The organism is Micromonospora psammae (assembly GCF_036902725.1).
Classification (GTDB): Bacteria; Actinomycetota; Actinomycetes; order Mycobacteriales; family Micromonosporaceae; genus Micromonospora.
This window is the reverse complement of sequence record NZ_JBAKHM010000010.1, coordinates 79,479-101,607: the sequence shown is the minus strand read 5'-3', so window position 1 is coordinate 101,607 and position 22,129 is coordinate 79,479. Positions and strand designations below refer to the sequence as shown.

16 protein-coding genes are annotated in these 22,129 nt (G+C 72.7%); 3 read left to right on the top strand and 13 right to left on the bottom strand.

Annotated features, from left to right (window positions below; translation table 11 throughout):
- Nucleotides 1-7 precede the first annotated feature (7 nt).
- Genes V6U79_RS14725 through V6U79_RS14710 form a run of 4 tightly spaced genes read right to left on the bottom strand, consistent with a single transcriptional unit; the run spans nucleotide 8 to nucleotide 3,583 of the window.
- The gene (locus V6U79_RS14725) at nucleotides 8-778 is read right to left on the bottom strand and encodes a GNAT family N-acetyltransferase (RefSeq protein WP_334614949.1); all 771 of its coding nucleotides are present in this window, start codon (nucleotides 776-778) and stop codon (nucleotides 8-10) included.
- Nucleotides 775-1,398, bottom strand: a complete 624-nt coding sequence (locus V6U79_RS14720; protein ID WP_334526338.1) for a sugar transferase — start codon at nucleotides 1,396-1,398, stop codon at nucleotides 775-777. The genes V6U79_RS14725 and V6U79_RS14720 overlap by 4 nt, the downstream gene beginning before the upstream one ends.
- Nucleotides 1,399-1,403: 5 nt before the next feature.
- Entirely contained in the window at nucleotides 1,404-2,459 is a 1,056-nt protein-coding gene (locus tag V6U79_RS14715; RefSeq protein WP_334614948.1) for a lipid II:glycine glycyltransferase FemX, read from the bottom strand.
- The gene (locus V6U79_RS14710) at nucleotides 2,456-3,583 is read right to left on the bottom strand and encodes a DegT/DnrJ/EryC1/StrS family aminotransferase (RefSeq protein WP_334526344.1); all 1,128 of its coding nucleotides are present in this window, start codon (nucleotides 3,581-3,583) and stop codon (nucleotides 2,456-2,458) included. The genes V6U79_RS14715 and V6U79_RS14710 overlap by 4 nt, the downstream gene beginning before the upstream one ends.
- 589 nt (nucleotides 3,584-4,172) lie before the next feature.
- Here V6U79_RS14710 and V6U79_RS14705 point away from each other — a divergent pair.
- Entirely contained in the window at nucleotides 4,173-5,150 is a 978-nt protein-coding gene (locus V6U79_RS14705; protein WP_334614947.1) for a DUF389 domain-containing protein, read from the top strand.
- On the opposite strand, the gene V6U79_RS14700 is transcribed toward V6U79_RS14705, so the two are convergent.
- Nucleotides 5,113-5,547 (bottom strand): hypothetical protein, encoded by a 435-nt coding sequence (locus V6U79_RS14700; RefSeq protein WP_334614946.1) that lies wholly within the window; start codon nucleotides 5,545-5,547, stop codon nucleotides 5,113-5,115. The genes V6U79_RS14705 and V6U79_RS14700 overlap by 38 nt on opposite strands.
- Nucleotides 5,548-6,316: 769 nt before the next feature.
- Nucleotides 6,317-8,809 carry a Tex family protein gene (locus V6U79_RS14695; RefSeq protein WP_334614945.1) on the bottom strand — a complete coding sequence of 831 codons (2,493 nt, stop codon included), beginning with the start codon at nucleotides 8,807-8,809 and terminating at the stop codon, nucleotides 6,317-6,319.
- Nucleotides 8,810-8,912: 103 nt separating this feature from the next.
- On the opposite strand from V6U79_RS14695, the gene V6U79_RS14690 reads away from it, so the two are divergent.
- Nucleotides 8,913-10,424 carry a deoxyguanosinetriphosphate triphosphohydrolase family protein gene (locus V6U79_RS14690; protein WP_334528393.1) on the top strand — a complete coding sequence of 504 codons (1,512 nt, stop codon included), beginning with the start codon at nucleotides 8,913-8,915 and terminating at the stop codon, nucleotides 10,422-10,424.
- Nucleotides 10,425-10,479: 55 nt separating this feature from the next.
- Here V6U79_RS14690 and V6U79_RS14685 read toward each other — a convergent pair whose 3' ends face one another.
- The 6 genes from V6U79_RS14685 to V6U79_RS14660 form a co-directional block, all read right to left on the bottom strand.
- The gene (locus V6U79_RS14685) at nucleotides 10,480-11,625 is read right to left on the bottom strand and encodes an MBL fold metallo-hydrolase (RefSeq protein WP_334614944.1); all 1,146 of its coding nucleotides are present in this window, start codon (nucleotides 11,623-11,625) and stop codon (nucleotides 10,480-10,482) included.
- A gap of 234 nt (nucleotides 11,626-11,859) precedes the next feature.
- Nucleotides 11,860-12,807 carry an SDR family NAD(P)-dependent oxidoreductase gene (locus V6U79_RS14680; RefSeq protein WP_334614943.1) on the bottom strand — a complete coding sequence of 316 codons (948 nt, stop codon included), beginning with the start codon at nucleotides 12,805-12,807 and terminating at the stop codon, nucleotides 11,860-11,862.
- The gene (locus V6U79_RS14675) at nucleotides 12,804-13,988 is read right to left on the bottom strand and encodes a zinc-dependent alcohol dehydrogenase (RefSeq protein WP_334614942.1); all 1,185 of its coding nucleotides are present in this window, start codon (nucleotides 13,986-13,988) and stop codon (nucleotides 12,804-12,806) included. Before V6U79_RS14675 ends, V6U79_RS14680 begins: the two co-directional genes overlap by 4 nt.
- Nucleotides 13,989-14,183: 195 nt before the next feature.
- Nucleotides 14,184-14,945, bottom strand: coding sequence for a succinate dehydrogenase/fumarate reductase iron-sulfur subunit (locus V6U79_RS14670; protein ID WP_334528383.1), 762 nt, complete (start codon nucleotides 14,943-14,945; stop codon nucleotides 14,184-14,186).
- On the bottom strand, nucleotides 14,942-16,879 hold the full coding sequence (locus V6U79_RS14665) for a fumarate reductase/succinate dehydrogenase flavoprotein subunit (RefSeq protein ID WP_334614941.1): 1,938 nt from the start codon (nucleotides 16,877-16,879) through the stop codon (nucleotides 14,942-14,944). The genes V6U79_RS14670 and V6U79_RS14665 overlap by 4 nt, the downstream gene beginning before the upstream one ends.
- 2 nt (nucleotides 16,880-16,881) lie before the next feature.
- Nucleotides 16,882-17,613: a succinate dehydrogenase cytochrome b subunit gene (locus V6U79_RS14660; protein WP_334614940.1), complete on the bottom strand. Its 732-nt coding sequence runs from the start codon at nucleotides 17,611-17,613 to the stop codon at nucleotides 16,882-16,884.
- 29 nt (nucleotides 17,614-17,642) lie between these two features.
- Between V6U79_RS14660 and V6U79_RS14655 the strand changes: the two genes are divergently transcribed.
- Complete coding sequence (locus V6U79_RS14655; RefSeq protein ID WP_334614999.1) at nucleotides 17,643-18,578, top strand: LysR family transcriptional regulator; 936 nt, start codon at nucleotides 17,643-17,645, stop codon at nucleotides 18,576-18,578.
- Nucleotides 18,579-18,630: 52 nt separating this feature from the next.
- Here the strand turns inward: V6U79_RS14655 and V6U79_RS14650 are convergent, their stop codons facing one another.
- Nucleotides 18,631-22,074: a ThuA domain-containing protein gene (locus V6U79_RS14650; RefSeq protein ID WP_334528374.1), complete on the bottom strand. Its 3,444-nt coding sequence runs from the start codon at nucleotides 22,072-22,074 to the stop codon at nucleotides 18,631-18,633.
- Between the last annotated feature and the right edge of the window lie 55 nt (nucleotides 22,075-22,129).

Sequence of the window (22,129 nt, the reverse complement as noted above, 5' to 3'; positions counted from 1 at the left end):
GGTCTGCTCAGCCCCGCTGCTGCACGGGGCGGGACATCCGGGCGAAACGCGCGAAGGCGCCGGTCGTCCCGTTCCCGGCCGTCGTGCCGATCCGGTAGCAGCGGGTGTGCGGGACGACCTCGGCCAGGGCGGCGGCGAGGCCCGGACCCGGCGCGTCCGCGGGAAGGCGCAGGGCCGTGCCGACGACCCGGACGCTCGTCGCGCCGGCTCCCGACAGGATCCGAAGATCACCGAATCCGTACGCCGAGTGGTGCGCCACGAACAACGGCCAGTCGAGCAGGCGGACGGTGGGATCGGCGGCCCCGTCGGAGCGCGCCTCGGTCCACTCCGCGTACGCCTCGTCGGTGAAGCCGCGTCGCTCGTAGAGGCGGCGCGCCCCCGGGTTCCCCAACGACACGTCCAGGGCGAGTTCGGTGCACCCGAGTTGACGCGCCAGGTCGTCGCCGTCGTCGAGCAGCAGCCCGCCCCAGCCTCGTCCCCGTTGCCCGGCGGCGACCGCTATACCGTTGAGGAAGAGCCGCTCGCCCAGCACCCGCCAGTCGGCGACCGCGCACACCCCCGAGGAGTCGCGGACGCACCGGAGAACGACCGTCCGCAGCCCTCTGGGTGGAGCGACGGCGGCGGCGAGGAAGGCGGTGAAACCGGCCGCGTGGTAGGGCGTGAGACCCGCGCACTCCTCCGGTATGGACTGGCGGAGCAGTTCCACGATGCGGCCGAGGTGCGGATCGGTCGGCTCGTCAACGGCGGAGACGCCGGTCCGGGTGACCAGGACGCTCATGCCAGCATCCGCTCCTTGTCGAGGTCCAGCATCTGCGCCGAGGGGTCCGCCGCGACGCCGGCGCCGGTGAGGACCGTGCGCACGGTGCGGGCGATGATGCGCAGGTCGAGCCAGAGCGACCAGTTCGTCACGTACACGGCGTCCAACTCGAGCCGCTCGTTCCAGGCCAGCCCGTTGCGCCCATGGATCTGCGCGAGCCCGGTGATCCCCGGAGGGACCTCGAACCGCAGTCGTTCCCGGTCCGTGTACCACGGGTCGTACCGCGGCAGCAGCGGGCGCGGACCGACCAGGCTGAGTTCGCCCTTCAGCACATTGATCAGCTGGGGTAGTTCGTCGATGCTCGCGCGTCGGAGCAGCAGGCCGATGCCCCGGCACCGATCGCCGTCGGGAAGGAGCACGCCGTCGGCGTCGCGCTCGTCGGTCATCGTGCGCAGCTTGTGGACGGTGAAGGGACGGCCGCCCTTGCCGGTACGTTCCTGACTGAACAACACCGGCCTGCCCAGTCGCAGACGGATCAGGACCGCGGCGAGCGCCAGCACCGGAGCGAGGACGACCAGGACGGCCAGGCCGACGACGACGTCCAGGGCCCGCTTGATCCGACGTTGGGTGTCGATCGACATGGTGATCATGGCTGACCCGCGCGATACGCCGGGAAGTAGCCACTGGCCGCCAGGTCGTCCGCCGACCTGCCCAGCAGTTGGGCCTGCGCGGCGACCAGCTCACGGTACCGGTCCGGCCGGACGATCGCCGAGCCCGTCCAGAACGGGGTGCGGACACCGCCGAAGGACCGCTTGAACTGGAAGAGCCCGTCGTCCGCGCGGACCCCGCCGCCGAGGTGCACCACCCGGCACCCATGGTGCGCGGCCCACTCCAGGATGGTCCAGACCAGCAGGTTGTTGCCGCCGACCCGGGCGGCCTGCGGGTCGGATCCGGCCAGGTGGTAGTGGGCGCGGTCCCGGTGTCGCAGGACGAGGGCGGCGGCGACCACGGCGTCGTCCGGGTCGCGGATCTCGGCGATGGACAGCGCCTTGTCCAGACCGGCCGCGAGCTGTCGGTAGTAACGGTCGGGAAAGAGGTACCAGGACTGGCTGCCCAGCCGCGCCATGGTGGACTCGTACAGCGCGCGGAACGGGCTGCCGGGGAGCATGTCCTCCGCTCGGGCGGGCCGGAGCGCACCGGAGAGACCCGTGCTGCGGGCCTTACGGATGGCGGTGCGGGACCGGCCCTCCATGCCCTTCCACACCTGGTCCGGCCCCTGGGACACGTCGACGGTGATGGTGTCCGCCCGGCGGGTCAACGTGACGGACCCGAGCCCCCGGACCGCCTCGACCGATGCGGAATCCAGCGGCGAGAAGCGCAGGAACAGCGCGACCACCCCCGACTCCCGCCAGTGGCCGAGGGCCCGGGACCAGAAGCGAGCCAGGTCGGCCGGGGTGCACGCGGCGTCGACATGGAGGCCCGAGTAGCCGTACGGGGTCGCGGCGTCGAAGTCGGTCTCGCCCACCGGCCGCAGCACGTGGGGCAGCATCAGCCGGTCGTCCTCGTGGACGGTCCGCCAGGTGCCCGAGTCGGCCACGGCGGCGGCCCGGCCGTATCCGGCGGTGAAGTAGACGTCGGGGCAGTGGGCGTCGAGCAGGGCGGCGCCGGGACCGGGGCCGGTCACCGCGAATCCGGTGCTCATCGGCCGCCCAGGAACTCGTCGATGGCCCGTAGGACCCGCTCGCTCTGGCCGTCGCTCATCGCCGATCCGCTGGGCAGGGCGAGGCCGGTGGCGAAGAGCCGCTCCGCCGCCCCGGTGAGCACCGCTTCCGCTCCGGCGTGGACCGGTTGCAGGTGCATCGGCTTCCAGATCGGACGGGTCTCGATCTCCCGGGCGGCGAGGTGGGCAGCCAGCTCGACGGACTCCCACCCGGACTCCTCCGGCTCGACCACGATGGTGGTCAGCCAGCAGTTGCCGCCCGGGTCGCTGTCACCCAGCAGCCGTACCCCCGACACCGCGGCGAACATCTTGGCGTACCGGTCGCGCAGCTCGCGGCGACGGCGGATCATGCCGTCCAGGCGACGCAGCTGTGCCCGGCCGATCGCCGCCAACACGTTGCTCAGCCGGTAGTTGTAGCCGATCTCCGTGTGCTCGTAGTGCGTCACGGGTTGTCGCGCCTGGGTCGCCAGGTACCGAGCCCGGGCCGCGAGTTCGGCGTCGTCGGTGAGCAGCATGCCGCCACCCGAGGTGGTCATGATCTTGTTGCCGTTGAAGGACAGCACACCGGTCCGGCCGAACGACCCGGCCGCCCGGCCCGAGCGCGTCGCGCCGAGCGCCTCGGCCGCGTCCTCGACGACCGGCACGCCGGCCCGGGCGCAGACGGGCAGCAGGCGGTCGTAGTCGGCGCAGACGCCGAACATGTCCACCGGCAGCACCGCCGCCACCCGCCGGCCTTCGGCTCGGAGCAGCTCCAGCAGCTGCTCGACCAGGTCGACGTCGATGTTGCCGGTCGCCGGGTCGCAGTCGACGAAGATCGGCTCGGCGCCGGTGTAGACGGCGGCGTTGGCCGTGGCCGCGAAGGTCAGGGTGGGCATGACGACCACCTGCCCCGGGCCGGCGCCGACCCCCAGCAGCGCCAGGTGCAGAGCGGCGGTGCCGGAACTGGTGGCGACGGCGTACGCGGTGCCGATCCGCTCCGCCAGCTCGGTCTCGAAGGCGTCGACGTCCGGTCCCAGCGGGGCCACCCATCCCGACCGGATGGCCGCGAGGGCGTACGACTCCTCCAGCTGGCCGACGTCGGGCGGGGAGAGATAGATCTTGCTCATGCTTGCGTGACTCCCGCCGTCGCCGGATCAAACTGACAAAGCGGTTGTATCACCCGGTTCGCTCCTATACGTGCGATTGGTGTTTTCGGGGCAACTTTTGGGGGATGTCACTCTCCCGGGGTGCCGATTCCCTCAAGGTCCTTCGCGTCAGGTCCCGGCGGCGGCCCGGGGGCTGCGGGTCGTGGCCCCGGTTGGCTCAACGCCCGAAGGGAGCCTGTGGGTGCTGCCACTGAGGGTGATCGCCCCGCCCGACCGGCTCCTCGGCCACGGCCGGCAGCGGCACCGACGCGATCGTCCGGGACGAAGTCGCGGCGAAGGCCGGGGAGCGGACCTAGCTCTCCGCCACCTACCTCGCGCTGATCACCGTCGCCCTGGTGATCGCCGGCATCGCTGACCGGCCGGTCCGGTCGACCGGGGGATGCTGCCGGCCGGACGGTCGCCGTCCGACTTCGTCTGGCGGCCGATCACATCCAGGTAGCACACACTCTCCGAGGCGATGGAAGCGCCGTCGTGGTATGTCAGGTCACCGAGTGGCAGTAGAGTCCTCGGCGGTCGATCGGGCGAGGGGAGAGCCGTGTTACACCTTCGGGTGATCGCGCCCCCCGACCAGTCGTCGGCCGTGGCCGACCTGCTCACCGCCGATCCCGGTGTCACGCACCTCGTGGTGCTGGCCGGTGCCGCCCGGCGGCCCGAGGGCGACCTGATCCTCTGCGACGTGGTCCGGGAGCGGGCCGACAACGTGCTGCACGGCCTCCAGCAACTGGGGGTGGAGGCGCGCGGCGCGGTGGCCGCCGCCGACGTCGAACTGACCCTCTCCCACGCGGCGGACCAGGCCGCCCGGAAGGCGCCGGGCAGCGGAGCCGACGCGGTGGTCTGGGACGAGGTCGCCGCCAAGACCGGTGAACAGACCGAACTCTCCGCCACGTACCTCGTCCTGCTCATGATCGCCACCATGATCGCCGGGATCGGGGTGCTGCTCGACCAGCCGATCCTGATCGTCGGCGCGATGGTGGTCGGGCCCGAGTTCGGCCCGCTCGCCGCCCTCTGCGTGGCGCTGCTGCGTCGCCAGGGCCGGATCGTCGGCCGGTCGGTGCAGGCTCTGGTGGTCGGTTTCCTGGCCGCGATGGTGGCCACCGCGCTGAGCACCTGGGCGTTGACCGCGGCCGACCTGGTCAGCCGGGACATGCTGCTGGCGGAACGGCCGCTGACCGACTTCATCTGGCGCCCCGACGCGCTCTCCTGGGTAGTCGGCCTGCTCGCCGGCGTGGCCGGGATGCTCTCCCTGACCTCGAAGAAGTCCGGATCCCTGGTGGGCGTGCTGATCTCGGTCACCACGGTGCCGGCCGCCGCCAACGTCGCCGTCGCCGCGGCCTACGGAGTCTGGTACGAGGCGGCCGGTTCGGCGCTACAGCTCGTGATCAACCTCTGTGCCATCGTGCTCGCCGGGCTGGCCACCCTCGGCGTGCAGCAGCTCTGGTGGCGGCACGTCGGACGTCGGGAGAAGCGGCGGCAGACCGCCGGCCGGCCGGTCACTCCCAGTCGTCGCCAGCCTCCAGCCGGCGGGTGAGCAGGTCCCGCAGTGGAATGGACTCGCCGTCCCGCCCGCCCCGGCCGACGATCAACGGTGGCAGGTCCGGTCGCGGGTCGACGCCGAGCAGCCGGGCGCGCAGGCCGGGCGGCACGGTCAGCAGGTGGAAGCGGCCCTCGGTGTCCACCGCACGGGTGCGGGCCCGGTCCACGTACCAGCCGGTGAGCCGGGTCCGGTAGCGGCTGCGGCCGTCGTACCCGCGGGCGACCAGCCGGGTGGTCCGCAGGCCCCGCCGGGTCGCCTCGGCCGCGAACCAGGCCACCAGCTCCGCGGCCGCCGCGTGCTCGGCCGCCCGCTGCCGCTCGTCGGCCGCCGCGTGCGCCCGTACCGCCTCCCGCCGCCGCTCCCGCCACTCACGGCCGTCGTCCGCACCCATGCCGAGACGGTACGCCGTCCGCGCCGCCGTTCACGACGGCTCCCGCGCGCCCGGACCGTCCGACCCGACGACGCCGCCGTTCCGCCGCCGGGCCGCGGCGTGACCGAACGTCTACGCGCCGCCGCCCGGCTTCCACGTCCGGGTGCCCCGCTCGGCTTCCGTGTCCGGCTACCGCGCTCGGCTTGCGGGCTCGGCTTGCGTGCCCGGGCAAGATCACGCTCGAACATGGATGTAGTGGTATCCCTTCGAGAAGGAGGCCACTACATCCTGGATCCAGCACGATCTTGAGGTCGGGCGTCAAGCGTCAGGCGTCGGGTGTCCGGGTTCGGGGTTCGGGGGCGGGCGGGCGGTCCGCATCGCCTGGCTCCGCCCGTCGCGCGCCGCCCGGCTCGGCCTGTTGTCACGTGCCCTGCGGTCCCGCCTGTCGTGCGCCCTCCCTGCGGCGTGCCGCCCGGTCCCGCCGTGGCCCGCCGTCCGGTCCCGCTGCCGTCCGGTCCCGCCCGTGCCCTGCCGTCCGGTCCCGCCCGTGCCCTGCCGTCCGGTCCCGCCTGCGGCCTGCCGTCCTCCCGCCTGCGGCCTGCCGGCCGGTCACGTCTGTGGCCTGCCGTCGATCATGAAGTTTGGTGGTGATTCGTCAGCTTTTGCGAGCTTCCTCCACCACTACAACTGCATGATCGACGCTGTGATGGGCGGGCGGTGCCGTACGGCTCGGTCTGGCTGCCCCGTCCTACCCCGACGGCACGTGCCGTCGGGGTAGGACGGGGTCGGGTCAGGCCAGTCCGGCGCGGCGCAGCGCCTCGGCCATGGCGTCGTTCACCGGCGCCGGCGAGCCGCCCCCGCGGCCCTGTCGCGGCTGCGGCCCACCCCGCGCCCCACGGTCCCCGCGCGAGTCACCCCGCGCGGCCACGCGGCCGCCCTGGTCACCCCGCGCGGCCCCGCGACCGCCCTGGTCGCCGCGGCCCGCGCCACGGCCGGGCTGGTCGCCGCGCGAGTCGCCGCGTCCGCCCTGGTCGCTGCGCGGACCGCCGCGCTCGCGGCGGCCACCCTCCGCGGGCGGGCGACCCGCCCCGGCCGGGGCCTCGTCCTCCAGCCGCAGGGTCAGCGAGATCCGCTTGCGTGGCACGTCGACGTCGAGCACCCGGACCCGGACCACGTCACCGGACTTCACCACGTCGCGCGGGTCCTTGACGAAGGTGTGCGACATCGCCGAGACGTGCACCAGGCCGTCCTGGTGCACCCCGACGTCGACGAACGCGCCGAACGCCGCCACGTTGGTGACCACCCCCTCCAGCACCATGCCGGGAGTGAGGTCGCCGATCTTCTCCACCCCCTCGACGAAGGTGGCGGTGCGGAACTCCGGCCGCGGGTCCCGGCCGGGCTTCTCCAGCTCGGCGAGGATGTCGGTGACCGTGGGCAGGCCGAAGGTGTCGTCGACGAAGTCGGTCGCCCGCAGCCCGCGCAGGATGTTCGACTTGCCGATCAGGGAGCGCAGGTCCTGCCCGGTGCTGGCCAGGATCCGGCGCACCACCGGGTACGCCTCGGGGTGCACGCTGGACGAGTCCAGCGGGTCGTCGCCGCCGGGGATGCGCAGGAAGCCGGCGCACTGCTCGAACGCCTTCGGGCCGAGCCGGGCCACCTTCTTCAGCTCCGAGCGGGACCGGAACGGGCCGTTGGCGTCCCGGTGCAGCACGATGTTCTCGGCCAGCCCGGCGCCGATGCCGGAGACCCGGGTCAGCAGCGGCGCGGAGGCGGTGTTGACGTCGACGCCGACGGCGTTGACGCAGTCCTCCACGACCGCGTCCAGCGAGCGGGAGAGCTTCACCTCGGACAGGTCGTGCTGGTACTGGCCGACGCCGATCGACCGTGGATCGATCTTGACCAGCTCCGCCAGGGGGTCCTGGAGGCGGCGGGCGATGGAGACCGCGCCCCGCAGCGAGACGTCCAGGCCGGGCAGCTCCTGGGAGGCGTACGCGGAGGCCGAGTAGACCGACGCGCCGGCCTCGGAGACCACCACCTTGGTCAGGTTGAGCTGCGGGTGCCGCTTGATCAGCTCACCGGCGAGCTTGTCGGTCTCCCGGCTGGCGGTGCCGTTGCCGATGGCGACCAGCTCCACGCCGTGCGCCCCGGCCAGCTTCGCCAGGGTCTCGATGGAGGCGTCCCACTGCCGGCGCGGCTCGTGGGGGTAGATGGTGTCGGTGGCGACGACCTTGCCGGTGGCGTCCACCACGGCCACCTTCACGCCGGTGCGCAGGCCCGGGTCGAGGCCCATCGTGGGCCGGGTGCCGGCGGGCGCGGCGAGCAGCAGGTCGCGCAGGTTGGTGGCGAAGACCCGGACGGCCTCCTCCTCGGCCGCCTGCCAGAGCCGCATCCGCAGGTCCGCGCCGAGGTGGATGAGGATCCGGGTACGCCAGGCCCAGCGCACGGTGTCGGCCAGCCACCGGTCGCCGGGGCGGCCGGCGTCGCTGATGCCGAACCGGCCGGCGATCACCGCCTCGTAGCGGCTCGGGCCGGTGGGCGCGGCGTCGGAGTCGCCCTCGGCCTCCGGGTCCATGCTGAGGTCGAGCACGCCCTCCTTCTCGCCGCGGAACATCGCCAGGATCCGGTGCGACGGGAGCTTCGGGTAGGGCTCGGAGAAGTCGAAGTAGTCGGCGAACTTGGCGCCGGCGGTCTCCTGGCCGTCGCGTACCCGGGAGACCAGGCGGCCCCGCGACCACATCTGCTCGCGCAGCGTGCCGATCAGGTCGGCGTCCTCGGCGAAGCGCTCGATCAGGATGGCCCGCGCGCCTTCCAGCGCGGCGGCGGCGTCCGCCACGCCCCGGTCGGCGTCGACGTAGCCGGCGGCGACGGCGCGCGGTTCCTGCGCCGGGTCGGCCAGCAGCGTCTCCGCGAGGGGCGCCAGGCCGGCCTCCCGGGCGATCTGCGCCCGGGTCCGCCGCTTCGGCTTGTACGGCAGGTAGATGTCCTCCAGCCGGGACTTCGAGTCGGCCGCCATGATCTGCGCTTCCAGGGCCTCGTCGAGCTTGCCCTGGGCGCGGATCGACTCCAGCACGGCGGTGCGCCGCTCGTCCAGCTCACGCAGGTAGCGCAGCCGCTCCTCGAGCGTGCGCAGCTGCGCGTCGTCGAGCAGGCCGGTGGCCTCCTTGCGGTAGCGGGCGATGAACGGCACGGTCGCGCCGCCGTCGAGCAGCTCCACGGCCGCCCGCACCTGACGCTCCGCGACGCCGAGCTCGTCGGCGATCCGCTGATGAACAGACTGGGTCACGATCTTGATCCGCCTTCGCTGTGGGTTCCGTGCTGCATTCTGCCGGCCGCCTCCGACGACGCTCCCCACACCCGCCGAACCGGCCTGCGCTAGCGTGGCGATCATGGAACTAGCTGCGGATCCGCGGGCACGCCGGCTCTTCGGCGGCAGCGCCCGGGCGCTCGGCGACCTCGCCGCCAGCCCCTTCCGGGCCGACCGGGACCGCATCGTCGCCTCGCCCTTCTTCGCCCGGCTGGGCGGGGTGACCCAGGTGATCAGCCCGGTCGGCTCCGGCCTGCTGGTGCACAACCGGCTCACCCACAGCCTCAAGGTCGCCCAGGTGGCCCGGGCGATCGCGGAGCGGCTCACCGCCGACGACCGGCACCGGCCGTTGCTGGAGAAGCTCGGCGGCTGCGACCCCGACGTGGTGGAGGCCGCCGCGCTCGCCCACGACCTCGGGCACCCGCCCTTCGGGCATCTGGGGGAGCGGGTGCTGGACCGGCTGGCCCGGCAGCGGCTCGGGCTCACCGACGGCTTCGAGGGCAACGCCCAGTCGTACCGGATTGTCACCAGCACCGAGATCCGCGGCGCGGCCACCACCGGGCTCGACCTCACCGCCGCGGTCCGGGCGGCGATGCTGAAGTACCCGTGGACCCGGCTGGACCACCCGGACCCGCACCCGCGTCACCTCGTCCCCGCGCCCCGGGGCGCGGCGGTCCCGCCGGACGATCCGGAGAGCGGCTCGGCCAAGTTCGGCGCCTACCGCACCGAGCTGGCCGACCTGCGGCAGGCCCGGGAGCCGTTCGCCGGCCGGATCGCGGACTGGCAGCAGACCGTTGAGGCGTCGGTGATGGACACCGCCGACGACATCGCGTACGCCATCCACGACGTGGAGGACTTCTACCGGGTGGGGGTGCTCCAGCAGGGCGCGGTGGCCGCCGAGCTGATGGCCTGGCAGCGCGAGGGCGGCCACCTGCGGGCGGTCACCGACGCGGCGCTGGCCGGGGCGGCCCGCCGGCCCGGCTCGGCGATCGAGCGGCTGCGCCGGCAGCTGCACCGCAAGGACGCCTGGATCGCCGACGACGACGCGTTCGCCGCCGCCGTCGAGCACGTCCGGCAGGAACTGGTGGAGGGACTGCTGGCCCTGCCGTTCGACGGGTCGATCGAGGCCGAGCAGTACGTGGCCCGCTTCTCGGCCCGCTGGACCACCCGGTTCGTCGACGCGATCCGGGTGACCGGCGAGCCGGACGTGCGCGCCGGCCACGTGCAGCTGGCGAAGGCGCAGTGGCACGAGGTGCAGGTGCTGAAGTTCGTCCACCACCGGTTCGTGCTGGCCCGCCCCGACCTGGCGCTGCACCAGCGCGGTCAGGCCCGGCTCCTGGGCACCCTGGTGGAGGCGCTCTGGGAGTGGCTGCTCGACCCGGAGGAGGAGTCCCGGCTGCCGCGCCGGCTGCACGACCTGGTGGAGCTGGCCGAGGCGGAGCTGCACCCGCGTACCCCGGACCGGGTGGGTCGGGCCCGGGGGCGGGCGATCATCGACTTCGTCGCCCAGCTCACCGACGGCCAGGCGGTCGCGATGCTGGACGCCCTCTCGGGCCGGTCCGGCGCGCTGTGGACCGACGCCTTCGTGCTCTGAGGCGCCGGTCCCGCACCGTCGGGCGCGGGCGCCGCCCGGCCCGCCGGCGGGTACGTCAGGCGACCGCCTGCCACCAGCCGTCGACCGGCGGCGGGTCGTCCACCACCACCCGCTCCCCGGGGCGGGGGACGGCCAGGCGCACGTCGCGGGCCTTGGCCTCGGCCCAGAGCCGGTCCACCGGCTCGGACCAGTCGTGCAGGGCCAGGTTGAACGTCGCCCAGTGCACCGGGATGAAGAGCCCGCCGCGCAGGTCGAGGTGGGCGGAGACGGCCTCCTCGGGGAACATGTGGATGCCCGGCCAGGCCCGGTCGTACGCGCCGATCTGCATCAACGTGACGTCGAACGGCCCGTGCGCGGCGCCGATCTCGGCGTAGCCGTCGAAGTAGCCCGAGTCGCCGGTGTAGAAGACCCGGCGGCGCGCCCCGGCCACCACCCACGAGCTCCAGAGCGTGCCGTCGCGGCGCAGTCCCCTGCCGGAGAAGTGCTGCGCGGCCGTGGCGGTGATCTCCAAGTCACCCACCCGGTGGCTCTCCGACCAGTCCAGCTCGACGATCCGGTCCGCCGGCACCCCCCACCGGTCGAGGTGCGCGCCGACGCCCAGCGGGACCAGGAACGGCGCCGACTGCCCGCGTACCAGCGCCTGGACGGTGGGCATGTCGAGGTGGTCGTAGTGGTCGTGGGAGATCAGGATCGCCTGGACCGGTGGCAGCTGGTCGAGGCGGACCGGCGGTTCGTGCAGCCGCCTCGGGCCCACCGTGGCGGACGGGGAGCAACGCTCGCTCCAGACCGGGTCGATCAGCACCCGGTGCCCCTCGATCTCGACCAGGGCGGAGGCGTGGCCGTACCAGACGATGCTCAGCTCGCGCTCGACGGCGCTCTGCGGGGCGGGATCGGGACGGACCATCGGCACGGGGGCGGTGGGGCGGCGGCGCTGCTTGCCGAAGATCAGTTCTCGGAAGAGGTTCCGGCCCGACTCGCCGCCGGGCATCGTGCGAATGGGGGTGCGGTTGTGGAAGGTGCCGTCGCGGAACTGCGGGGAGCGGGCCGCCCGCTCCGCCCGGGCCCCGGTGAGCCGCCCGCCCAGCGCCGCCGGTACGTCCCGCGCCGCCCAGGCCAGGCCCGCCACCGCGGCCAGCCCCGTCATCCGCCAGAGCCGTCCGCCGACCGCCCGGTCCAGTTCCCGGTCCGTTGGTGCCCGCATCGCCTCGTCCCCTCCGCCGTGTCCCGGGATACACGGTAGTCATCGCCGCACCCGCCCGCCCACGTGAAGCCGGCCCGGGCGAGAGCGCCCCGACGCAATCCGCCGCCCGCCCCCGCCCCCGCCCGCGGCCGTCCCGGCCCGGCATCCGGGTGCCGGCCGCCCCGTTCGCGGCGGATCGGGGTTTCTCTGACCGGGGACACCGCGACACGCCGCAAACGGGGCCCCAGCCGGGGTTCAGCGCAGTCGGCGCAGCACCGCCCCGCCGACCGAGGCGGCCTGGCCGCCGACCGCCCGGGCCAGCCGGGGCAGGTCGGGCAGCCAGCCGCCGCGGATCGCCTCGCCGGCCGGGTTCGGTCGGAACACCACGCCATCGTGCGGCGCCACCGGCCGGTCGGTGAGCCCGCCGAGGCGCATCAGCGGCCCGACGAGGTGGTCGTAGAGGCCGGGCGCGACGACGAAGCCGACCCGCATGATCAGGTTGAGCCGACCCACCGAGACCTCCCGGCGGGGTCGGTCGGCGCAGTCGGCGATGGCCCGGGCCACCCGTTGCGCACTGGCGATCGGCAGCGGTGGCCGCCCCACCCGGCCCAGGTAGTTCGCCGCCTGCTGGTAGACCGGGGTGTCCACGCTGCCCGGGGTGACCAGGCAGACGCTCACCCCGGGCAGGTCGTGGGACTCCTGCTGCAACGTCCGGGTGAGCCCCTGCAACCCCCACTTGCTGGCCACGTAGCCGCTCATGTACGGCGCGGTGATGTGCCCGAGCACCGACCCGGTGAGGATCAGCGTGCCCCCGCCGACCGCCTTGAAGTGCCGCAGCGCGACCCGGGCGGCCCCGGCGGCGGCCAGCAGGTCGGTCCGCACCACGTGGTCGAAGACCTCCGCCGGCACCTCCTCGAAGCGCCCGTACGCCATCACCGCGGCGGTGTGCACCCAGACGTCGATCCGGCCGAACTCCTCGACCGCCGCGGCGGTCAGCGCGTCGAGCGCGCCGGGCTCGGTGATGTCGCAGGGCACGTCCCGCACGTCGGCGGCGCCGGCCTCCCAGCAGTCCCGGCGCACCTGCTCCAGGGTCTCGGTGGAGCGGGCGGCGAGGACCAGCCGGTCCCCGCGCCCGGCGAACTCCAGCGCGGCCGCGCGGCCGATGCCGCTGGTCGCCCCGGTGACCACGACGACCCGGGTCACGGCGCGAGTACGACCTTCACGCAGCCGTCCTCCTTCTTCTGGAACATCTCGTACATGCGGGGCGCCTCGGTGAGCGGCACCCGATGGGTCCGCAGGTCCTCCACGGCCAGCGGGTCGTCGTCGCCGGAGAGCAGCGGCAGGATCTCGTCGGTCCAGCGGCGCACGTGGCACTGGCCCATCCGCAGCTGGACGCCCCGGTCGAACATCTCCATCAGCGGCAGCGGGTCCACCTCGCCGCCGTACACCCCGGAGACGGAGACCGTGCCGCCGCGGCGGACCGCCTTGAGCGCGGTCTTGAGCACGACGAGCCGGTCCACGCCGACCTTGTCGGTCATCGTCCGGGCCAGCTTGTCCGGCAGCAGCCCGGCGGCGGTCTGGGCCACCTTCCCGGAGGTGGAGCCGTGCGCCTCCATGCCCACCGCGTCGATCACCGCGTCCGGGCCGCGCCCGTCGACCAGGTCGATCAGGGCGCCCGCCACGTCGTCGAGTTCGCTGATGTCGAGCGTCTCGATGCCGTGCCGGCGGGCCATCGCCAGCCGCTCCGGCACCAGGTCCAGCCCGATGACCCGGTCGGCGCCGAGGTGGCGGCCGATCCGGGCGCAGAACTGCCCGACCGGGCCGAGGCCGAAGACGGCCAGGGTGCCGCCGGGCGGGGTGTCCGCGTACTTCACCGCCTGCCAGGCGGTGGGGAGGATGTCGCTGAGGTAGAGGTAGCGCTCGTCCGCGCCGGTCTCCGGGATCTTCACCGGGCCGAACTGGGCGTGCGGGACGCGCAGGTACTCGGCCTGGCCGCCGGGGACCGAGCCGTAGAGCGAGGTGTAGCCGAACAGCGCGGCGCCCTTGCCCTCGGCGGTGACCTGGGTGGTCTCGCACTGGGCGTAGAGCTGCCGCCGGCACATCCAGCAGTCGCCGCAGGCGATGTTGAACGGCACGACCACGCGGTCGCCGGGCCGGAGCCGGGTCACCCCGGAGCCGACCTCCTCGACGATTCCCATCGGCTCGTGTCCGAGGATGTCGCCCGGCTTCAGGAACGGCCCGAGCACCTCGTACAGGTGCAGGTCCGAGCCGCAGATGGCGGTGGAGGTGATCCGGACGATCGCGTCCGTCGGCTCCTCGATCCGTGGGTCCGGTACCTCCTCCACCCGGACGTCACGCTTGCCGTGCCAGGTCAGTGCCTTCATGCCTGATGTCCCCTCTCGGTGCCGTCCACGGGACTGCTACCCGGAGCGGACGGCTTGAACCGGCGCGACGGGTGGAGCGGGTCGCCGGAGCGGCCACGGGGCGACTTCCCGTCGTACCCGGGGGAAAACGCCGACCGCCGCACCCCGGCGGGGGTACGGCGGTCGATGCTGCGCGCGGCGGGTCGCCGCGAGCGGTCAGGATCCGGGGGTGTCGCCGCGCGTGGCGGTCGCCTTGAGGTAGTCCCGGTTGAGCCGGCCGATGGTGTTCAGTGGGATGCCCTTCGGGCAGACCGCGGTGCACTCACCGGTGTTGGTGCAGCCGCCGAAGCCGGCCTCGTCGTGCGCGTCGACCATGCCGATCACCCGGGTGTAGCGCTCCGGCTGGCCCTGCGGCAGCAGCGAGAGCTGGGTGAGCTTGGCGGCGGTGAAGAGCATGCCGGAGCCGTTCGGGCAGGCCGCCACGCAGGCGCCGCAGCCGATGCAGGCGGCCGACTCGAAGGCCGCGTCCGCGTTGGCCTTGGCCACCGGCGTGGAGTGCGCCTCGGGGGCGCTGCCGGTCGGGGCGGTGATGTAGCCACCCGCGGCGATGATCTTGTCGAAGGCGCCCCGGTTGACCACCAGGTCCTTGATGACCGGGAAGGCCCGGGCCCGCCACGGCTCGATGTCGATCGTCTCGCCGTCGGAGAACTGCCGCATGTGCAGCTGGCAGGCGGTGGTGCCGCGCTGCGGCCCGTGCGCGTCGCCGTTGATCATCAGACCGCACATGCCGCAGATGCCCTCGCGGCAGTCGTGGTCGAACGCCACCGGCTCCTCGCCCTGAAGGATGAGCCGCTCGTTGAGCACGTCGAGCATCTCCAGGAACGACATGTCGGGAGAGACGTCGTCGACCTGGTAGGTCACCATCCGACCCTTGTCCTCAGGGCCCTTCTGGCGCCAGATGCGCAGGGTCAGGTTCACTTGTAGCTCCGCTGCGTGGGGTGGACGTATTCGAACTTCAGGTCTTCCTTGTGCAGCACGACCGGCTCGTCGGTGCCGGTGTACTCCCAGGCCGCCACGTAGGCGAACCGCTCGTCGTCGCGCTGCGCCTCGCCGTCCGGGGTCTGGTGCTCGGCCCGGAAGTGGCCGCCGCAGGACTCCTCGCGGTGCAGGGCGTCGATGCACATCAGCTCGGCCAGCTCGAAGAAGTCGGCCACCCGGCCGGCCTTCTCCAGCGACTGGTTGAGCCCCTCGCCGTCGCCCGGCACCTTCACCCGCTGCCAGAACTGCTCGCGCAGCGCCCGGATCTCGTCGATCGCCTTGCGCAGCCCGGCCTCGCTGCGCTCCATGCCGCAGTGCTCCCACATGATCTGGCCCAGCTCCCGGTGGAACGAGTCCACCGTCCGGTCGCCGTCGACCGCCAGCAGCCGCTGGATCCGGTCCTCGACGTCGGTGCGGGCCGCGACCGCCTCCGGGTGGCTGGCGTCGACCTTCTCGAGCGGACCGGCGGCCAGGTAGTTGGCGATGGTGCTGGGCAGCACGAAGTAGCCGTCGGCCAGGCCCTGCATCAGCGCCGAGGCGCCGAGCCGGTTGGCACCGTGGTCGGAGAAGTTGGCCTCACCGATCACGAACAGGCCCGGGATGGTCGACTGGAGGTCGTAGTCGACCCAGAGGCCACCCATCGTGTAGTGCACGGCGGGGTAGATCCGCATCGGTACCTCGTACGGGTCCTCGCCGGTGATCCGCTCGTACATCTCGAAGAGGTTGCCGTACTTGGCCTCGATGGCCTTGCGGCCGAGCCGGTTGATCGCGTCGGCGAAGTCGAGGTAGACGCCCAGCTTGGTCGGGCCGACGCCGCGGCCCTCGTCGCAGACGTTCTTCGCGGCGCGGGAGGCGATGTCCCGGGGGACCAGGTTGCCGAAGGAGGGGTAGATCCGCTCCAGGTAGTAGTCCCGCTCGTCCTCGGGGATGTCCCGCGGCGCGCGGTCGTCGCCCTTGGTCTTCGGCACCCACACCCGGCCGTCGTTGCGCAGCGACTCGCTCATCAGGGTCAGCTTCGACTGGTGGTCGCCGGAGACCGGGATGCAGGTCGGGTGGATCTGCGTGTAGCACGGGTTGGCGAAGTAGGCGCCCTTGCGGTGCGCCCGCCAGGTGGCCGTGACGTTGCAGCCCTTGGCGTTGGTGGAGAGGTAGAAGACGTTGCCGTAGCCGCCGGAGGCGAGCACGACCGCGTCGGCCATCTCGGTGCTGATCTCGCCGGTGACCAGGTCCCGGACGACGATGCCCCGGGCCCTGCCGTCGACCACGACCAGCTCCAGCATCTCGTGCCGGGCGTTCATCTCCACGTTGCCCAGGCCGATCTGCCGTTCCAACGCCTGGTACGCGCCGAGCAGCAGCTGCTGGCCCGTCTGGCCCCGGGCGTAGAAGGTGCGCTGCACCTGCGCGCCGCCGAAGGAGCGGGTGTCCAGCAGGCCGCCGTACTCGCGGGCGAACGGAACGCCCTGGGCGACGCACTGGTCGATGATGTTGACCGACACCTCGGCCAGGCGGTGCACGTTCGACTCGCGGGAGCGGAAGTCGCCGCCCTTGACGGTGTCGTAGAAGAGCCGGTGCACCGAGTCGCCGTCGTTGCGGTAGTTCTTGGCGGCGTTGATGCCACCCTGCGCGGCGATCGAGTGGGCCCGGCGCGGGCTGTCCTGGTAGCAGTACGACTTGACCCGGTAGCCCTGCTCGGCGAGCGTGGCGGCGGCCGAGCCGCCGGCCAGGCCGGTGCCCACCACGATCACCGTCATCTTGCGGCGGTTGGCCGGGTTGACCAGCTTGGCCTCGAAGCGGCGGGTCTCCCAGCGCTTGTCGATGGGGCCCGCGGGTGCCTTCGTGTCGGCGATCGGGTCGCCGGAGATGAAGAGATCCATGGTCAGGACACCAATCCGGTGAGTACGGCGAACGGGACCATCAGGAAGCCGCCGCAGATGCCGACGGCGACGACCAGCGCGATCGCCCGGTTGCGGCGCTCACCCTTGGGCGTCTGCTGGCCGAGGCTGCGCAGGCCGCTGAAGATGCCGTGCCGCAGGTGGAAGCCGAGGGTGACGACCGCCAGGGTGTAGAAGAGCGTGACGTACCAGCGCTCCGGCGCGAAGTCGGCGATCACGTTGGCGTACGGCTTGCTCGGGTCGCCGACCGGGTTCAGGTGACCGGTGGTCAGGTCCAGGAGGTGGTAGATCACGAAGAGCAGGATGATCACCCCACCCCAGCGCATCGTGCGGGCGGCGTAGCTGCCCTGGACCTTCTTGCGGTGGGCGTACCGGACCGGCCGGGCGGCGCGGGCGCGCAGGGCGAGCGTGGTGGCGGCCCAGATGTGGGCGAGCACCGCCACCAGCAGCCCCGCCCGCAGGATCCACAGGAACCACACGCCCGGCAGGAGCGGCTTGCCGATGTCGCGCAGCCAGTGCGCGTAGTGGTCGAACGACGTCGCGCCCGTGAAGACCTTGAGGTTGCCGACCATGTGCGCGACGAGGTACAGCACCAGGAAGATGCCCGACACCGCCATGACGGCCTTGAGGCCGACGCTGGAGCGGAGGGGCGACCGAGTTTTCGTGATTACCACGTGACCGACGCTAGGAGCACTTCGATCAGTCGTCCAATGCATCGACCTCGCAGTCTTGATAGCCATAGGCTATTCAGATGCAGCTCCATCAGCTCAAGTACTTCGTAGCGGTGGCCGAAGTACGACATTTCACCCAAGCTGCCGACCTGGTCGGCATCACGCAGCCGTCGTTGAGTAAGCAAATTCACGCCCTGGAGACCGACCTCGGGGCCCCGCTCTTCGAACGGGTAAGGGGCAACATCGCCCTCACCGCCGCGGGCGAGGTGCTGCTGCCGTTGGCCAAGCGGATCCTCGCCGACGTGGACACCGCCACCCGCGAGGTGCAGGAGCTGGTCGGGCTGCGCCGCGGCCGGGTCCGGCTCGGGGCCACCCCAAGCCTGGCCACCTCGCTCGCCCCACCGGTGCTGCGCCGGTTCCGCGACGCCCACCCCAGCGTCGACCTGCGGGTGGAGGAGGGGGGCTCGCAAGACCTCGTCCGCGACCTGCTCCGCGGCGACCTCGACCTGGCGCTGATCATCATGCCGGCCCAGGGCGCCGACCCGGGGCTGCGCGTCGACCCGATCCTGCGGGAGAGCCTGGTGGTCGCCTCGGTCGAGGAGCTGCCCGCCGCGCGGGAGACCGGTCAGCTGCGGATCACCGACCTGCGCGACCAGCCCCTGGTGATGTTCCGCGAGGGCTACGACCTGCGCGACGCCACCATCCAGGCCTGCCGGGAGGCGGGCTTCGAGCCCACCTTCTCCGTCGACGGCGGGGAGATGGACGCCGTGCTCAGCTTCGTCGAGGCCGGGCTGGGCATCGCGCTGGTGCCCGGCATCGTGGTCGCTCGCCGGCCCGGCGTCCGGGTCACCCGGCTCGCCCCGCCCGGCGTACGGCGGACCATCGCGGTGGCCCGCCGCCGCGACGTGGTGCCCACCCACGCCGGCCGGGAGCTGCGCCGGATCCTGCTGGAGTACGTGCACGACGCCACCGCCGCCGACGAGCTGCCGGCCGGCGTCGAGCCGCGGTAGGGCCGGCGGTGGTGCGCCCGGGACGGGACCGGGCACACCACCGCCGGGCCGCTCAGCCGACCGTGATGGTCACCGAGGTCGACATCGGGCTACCCGCGCTGTCGGTCATCGTCAGCCGCGCGGTGTACGTGCCCTTGCGGCTGTACGTGTGGTTCGCCGTCGCGCCGTGCACCACCGCGGAGCCGTCCCCGAAGTCCCACTCCCGGTCCGCGACCGTACGCCCCGCCGGCGCGGTGGCCGTGCTGCTGAAAGCGACCGCCAGCGGCGCGGTGCCGGTGCTCGGCGTGGCGCTGGCGCTGAGCGTCCCACCGGTCTCCTGCTTGACCCCCGCCCCGTTGAAGCGCAGCCAGTCCACCGAGAGCAGGTCCGGTGTGCCGCCGGTCTGCGCGGCGTTGACGAAGCGCAGGTAGAGCGTCGTCGTGCCGCCCGGGTTGGTCAGCGGGACCGTCGGCGAGACCACGTTGTCGTAGCCGCCGGTGCTGCCGATGGTGGCCTTGCCGAGCAGCGTCCCGGTCGGCGAGCCGGCCCGGAACTCCACGTCGCCGCCGAGACCGCCGGAGCTGGCGCCGACGGTCACCGAGCCGATGCCGCGCAGGTTGACCGGCCCGAAGTTGATCCAGTCACCGTTGTCGACGTCGCCGATCCGCTTGCCGGCGCGGGCGGTGGCCCGGTCCAGCACGCTCACCCCGCTCTGGGCGTCGAAGTGCTCCGCCTCCTTGCTCTTGACCTGGAGCTCGGACTTCGTCGACCCGACCAGAGCCGGTACGCCGGTCGTCCCGCCGTCGGTGTACTGCGCGGTCAGCACGGTGTAGAGGTTCTGCCCCGGCCCGTGCCCGTCGCCGGCCCCGCCGTCGGTGAGCACCACCCCGGAGCAGCCGGTGTAGTTGTCCAGCGGGTGGGTGTGCGAGTCGTGGCCGAGCTGGCTCTGCACCACCACCCGGGAGCAGTCGATGGTGCCGTCCTCCGGGTCGCTGACCGTCACCGTGTACGGGATCCGGTCACCGAAGTCGAAGAAGCCGCCGTCGGGCACGCTCAGCGTCACCACCGGCCGGGTGTTGCCCACCGTGATCTCGGTGGTGGCCACCGCGGTCGCCCCGCCGGTGCCGGTCACCGTCAGCCGGGCGGTGAACCGTCCCTTCGTGGTGTACGTGAAGCTCGGGTTCGCCGCCGTGGAGTCGGTCGTGCCGTTGCCGTCGAAGTCCCAGGCGTACGTGATCGGCCCGCCGTCGCCCGAGGCCGAGCCGGCGCTGGAGAAGGTGACGGCCAGCGGCGCCGGCCCGTTGTCCCGGCTCGCGGCCGCCTTCGCCACCGGCGGCCGGCCGTTCGCCACGTAGTCGATCCGGTAGATCCCGGCGCCCTCGTTGCTGCCGCCGCGGCCGCTGCCGCTGCCCGCGCCGAAGTCGATCACGTAGAGCGAGCCGTCCGGGCCGAACTCCGCCTCGAAGGGCTGCACCCAGGACATGTCGCCGAAGATGCCGTTGATCGACTGGAGGTCACCGACCTTCGTCGGGCCGAACCGGGCGTTGCTGAAGGTCTGTGCCGTGGTGTGCGTGGACAGCGTCTTGAACCACTTGCGGGTCAGCTCGTAGACGATCCACTTCCCCTCGAAGTACGCCGGGAACTTGGTCACCCTCGGGTTGGCCGGGTCGTGGTCGTAGACCGGGCCGCTCATCGGCCCGCCACCGCCGGTGCCCAGCTCGGGGAACTGGCTGGAGGCGGAGTAGGCGTACCAGACCAGCGCGGGCCGGGCGGCCGGCAGGTTGGTCAGGCCGGTGTTGTTCGGCGAGTTGTTCACCGGCGCGGAGCAGCTGAACTTCGCCCCCGAGGTGGAGGTGGCGAAGTTGTAGTCGTTGAACGGGGTGTTGTTGCCCACGCAGTACGGCCAGCCGTAGTTGCCGGCGCTGGTGATCCGGTTGAACTCGACCGTCCCCTCGGGGCCCCGGTTCGGGTCGGCGGCCCGGGCGTCCGGCCCGTAGTCGGCGACCAGCAGCGCGTTGCTGACCGGGTCGACGCTGATCCGGAACGGGTTGCGCATGCCCATGGCGTACACCTCGGGCCGGGTCTTGGCGGTGCCCGGCGCGAAGAGGTTGCCGCTCGGGATGGTGTACGTCCCGTCGGCCTGCGGCCGGATCCGCAGGATCTTGCCGCGCAGGTCGTTGGTGTTGCCGGAGGTGCCCTGCGCGTCGAAGGCCCGCCGCCCGGCGCGCTCGTCGATCGGGGTGAAGCCGCTGGACTCGAAGGGGTCGATGTTGTCGCCGATGGCGGCGTAGAGGTTGCCGGCCCGGTCCATCGTCAGCGAGCCACCCATGTGCGAGTTGGCCCGCGCCTCCCCGCGCAGCGTCGGGATGGTCAGCAGCCGCTTCTCCGAGGCGAGGCTGATCGCGTTGTTCGCCACCGTGAACCGGGAGAGGTTGAGCTGCTTGAGGGTCTTGTCGGACCAGAGCAGGTAGAGCCAGTTGTTGGTGGCGAAGTTGTTGTCCAGGGTCAGCCCGATCAGCCCGTCGGACTGGCTGGTCTGCTCCGCGGTGTACGCGAAGTCGATCAGCGTGGTGACCCCGAGGGTGGCCTGGTCGATCACCTTCACCGCGCCGGTGCGCTGGATGTAGAAGACCCGCCGGTCCGGGGCGACGGCCAGCTCGAAGGGGTCGGCCAGGTCGGCGGTGACCAGCGGCACCCGCTGGAAGTTCGCGGTCTTGGTGGCCCCGCAGTCGCCGGGCACCGCGCCGGCCGCCCACTCGATGCCCCCGCGCAGGTGCGCCAGGAACGCCGCCTCGGAGAAGGACGACGAGGAGTGCCCGCCGGCGGTGTACCAGGACCGGCCGCCGTCGTAGTTCTGGCACCAGGAGTACGCGTGGTCGACGCCCTCGTCCAGGCCGTTGATCCCGTCGCGCACCTTGATCTGGGCCAGGGTGTGCACCTTGCCGGTCGGGTTGGTGCGCCAGTTGTACCACTCCTCGGAGCGTTCCCACAGCTCCGGCAGCCCCTGCGTGGAGGGGTGGACGCGGTCGAGCACCTTGATTCGGCCGGGGAAGGTCCCGCCGGTGGCGGAGAAGTCCGGGTGGTAGTCGAAGATCGTGCCGACCAGGCCCTCGTACCAGGTCCAGTCGCGTTCGCTGGCGGTCGCCGCGTGCAGCCCGACCCAGCCGCCGCCGCCGCGGACGTAGTTCTGCAGGGCGGTGCGCTGGCTGGCGTTGAGCAGGTCGCCCGAGGTCGGGGTGGAGTTGGTGTTGTTGAAGACCAGCGCGTCGAACCGGGCCAGGTTGGCGTCGGTGAAGGCGGTCGCGTCGGTGGTCGCCTCGACGGTGAAGTTGTGGTCGACGCCGAGCTGCCGGATCGCGGCGATGCCGGCCGGGATCGAGTCGTGGTAGAAGTTCGTGACCTTGGAGAAGACCAGCACGTTGAAGCGGGGCGCGGCCTGCGCCGGGGTCGGGGTGAGGCTGATCAGCAGCGCGAGGATGCTGAGCAGGGCCAGCGGTACGGGGTGACGTCGTCTCATGGCGGGCGCTCCCGGTGGGGGACGAGCGGGGTGGGGCACGCAGGGTCCTGCCGCC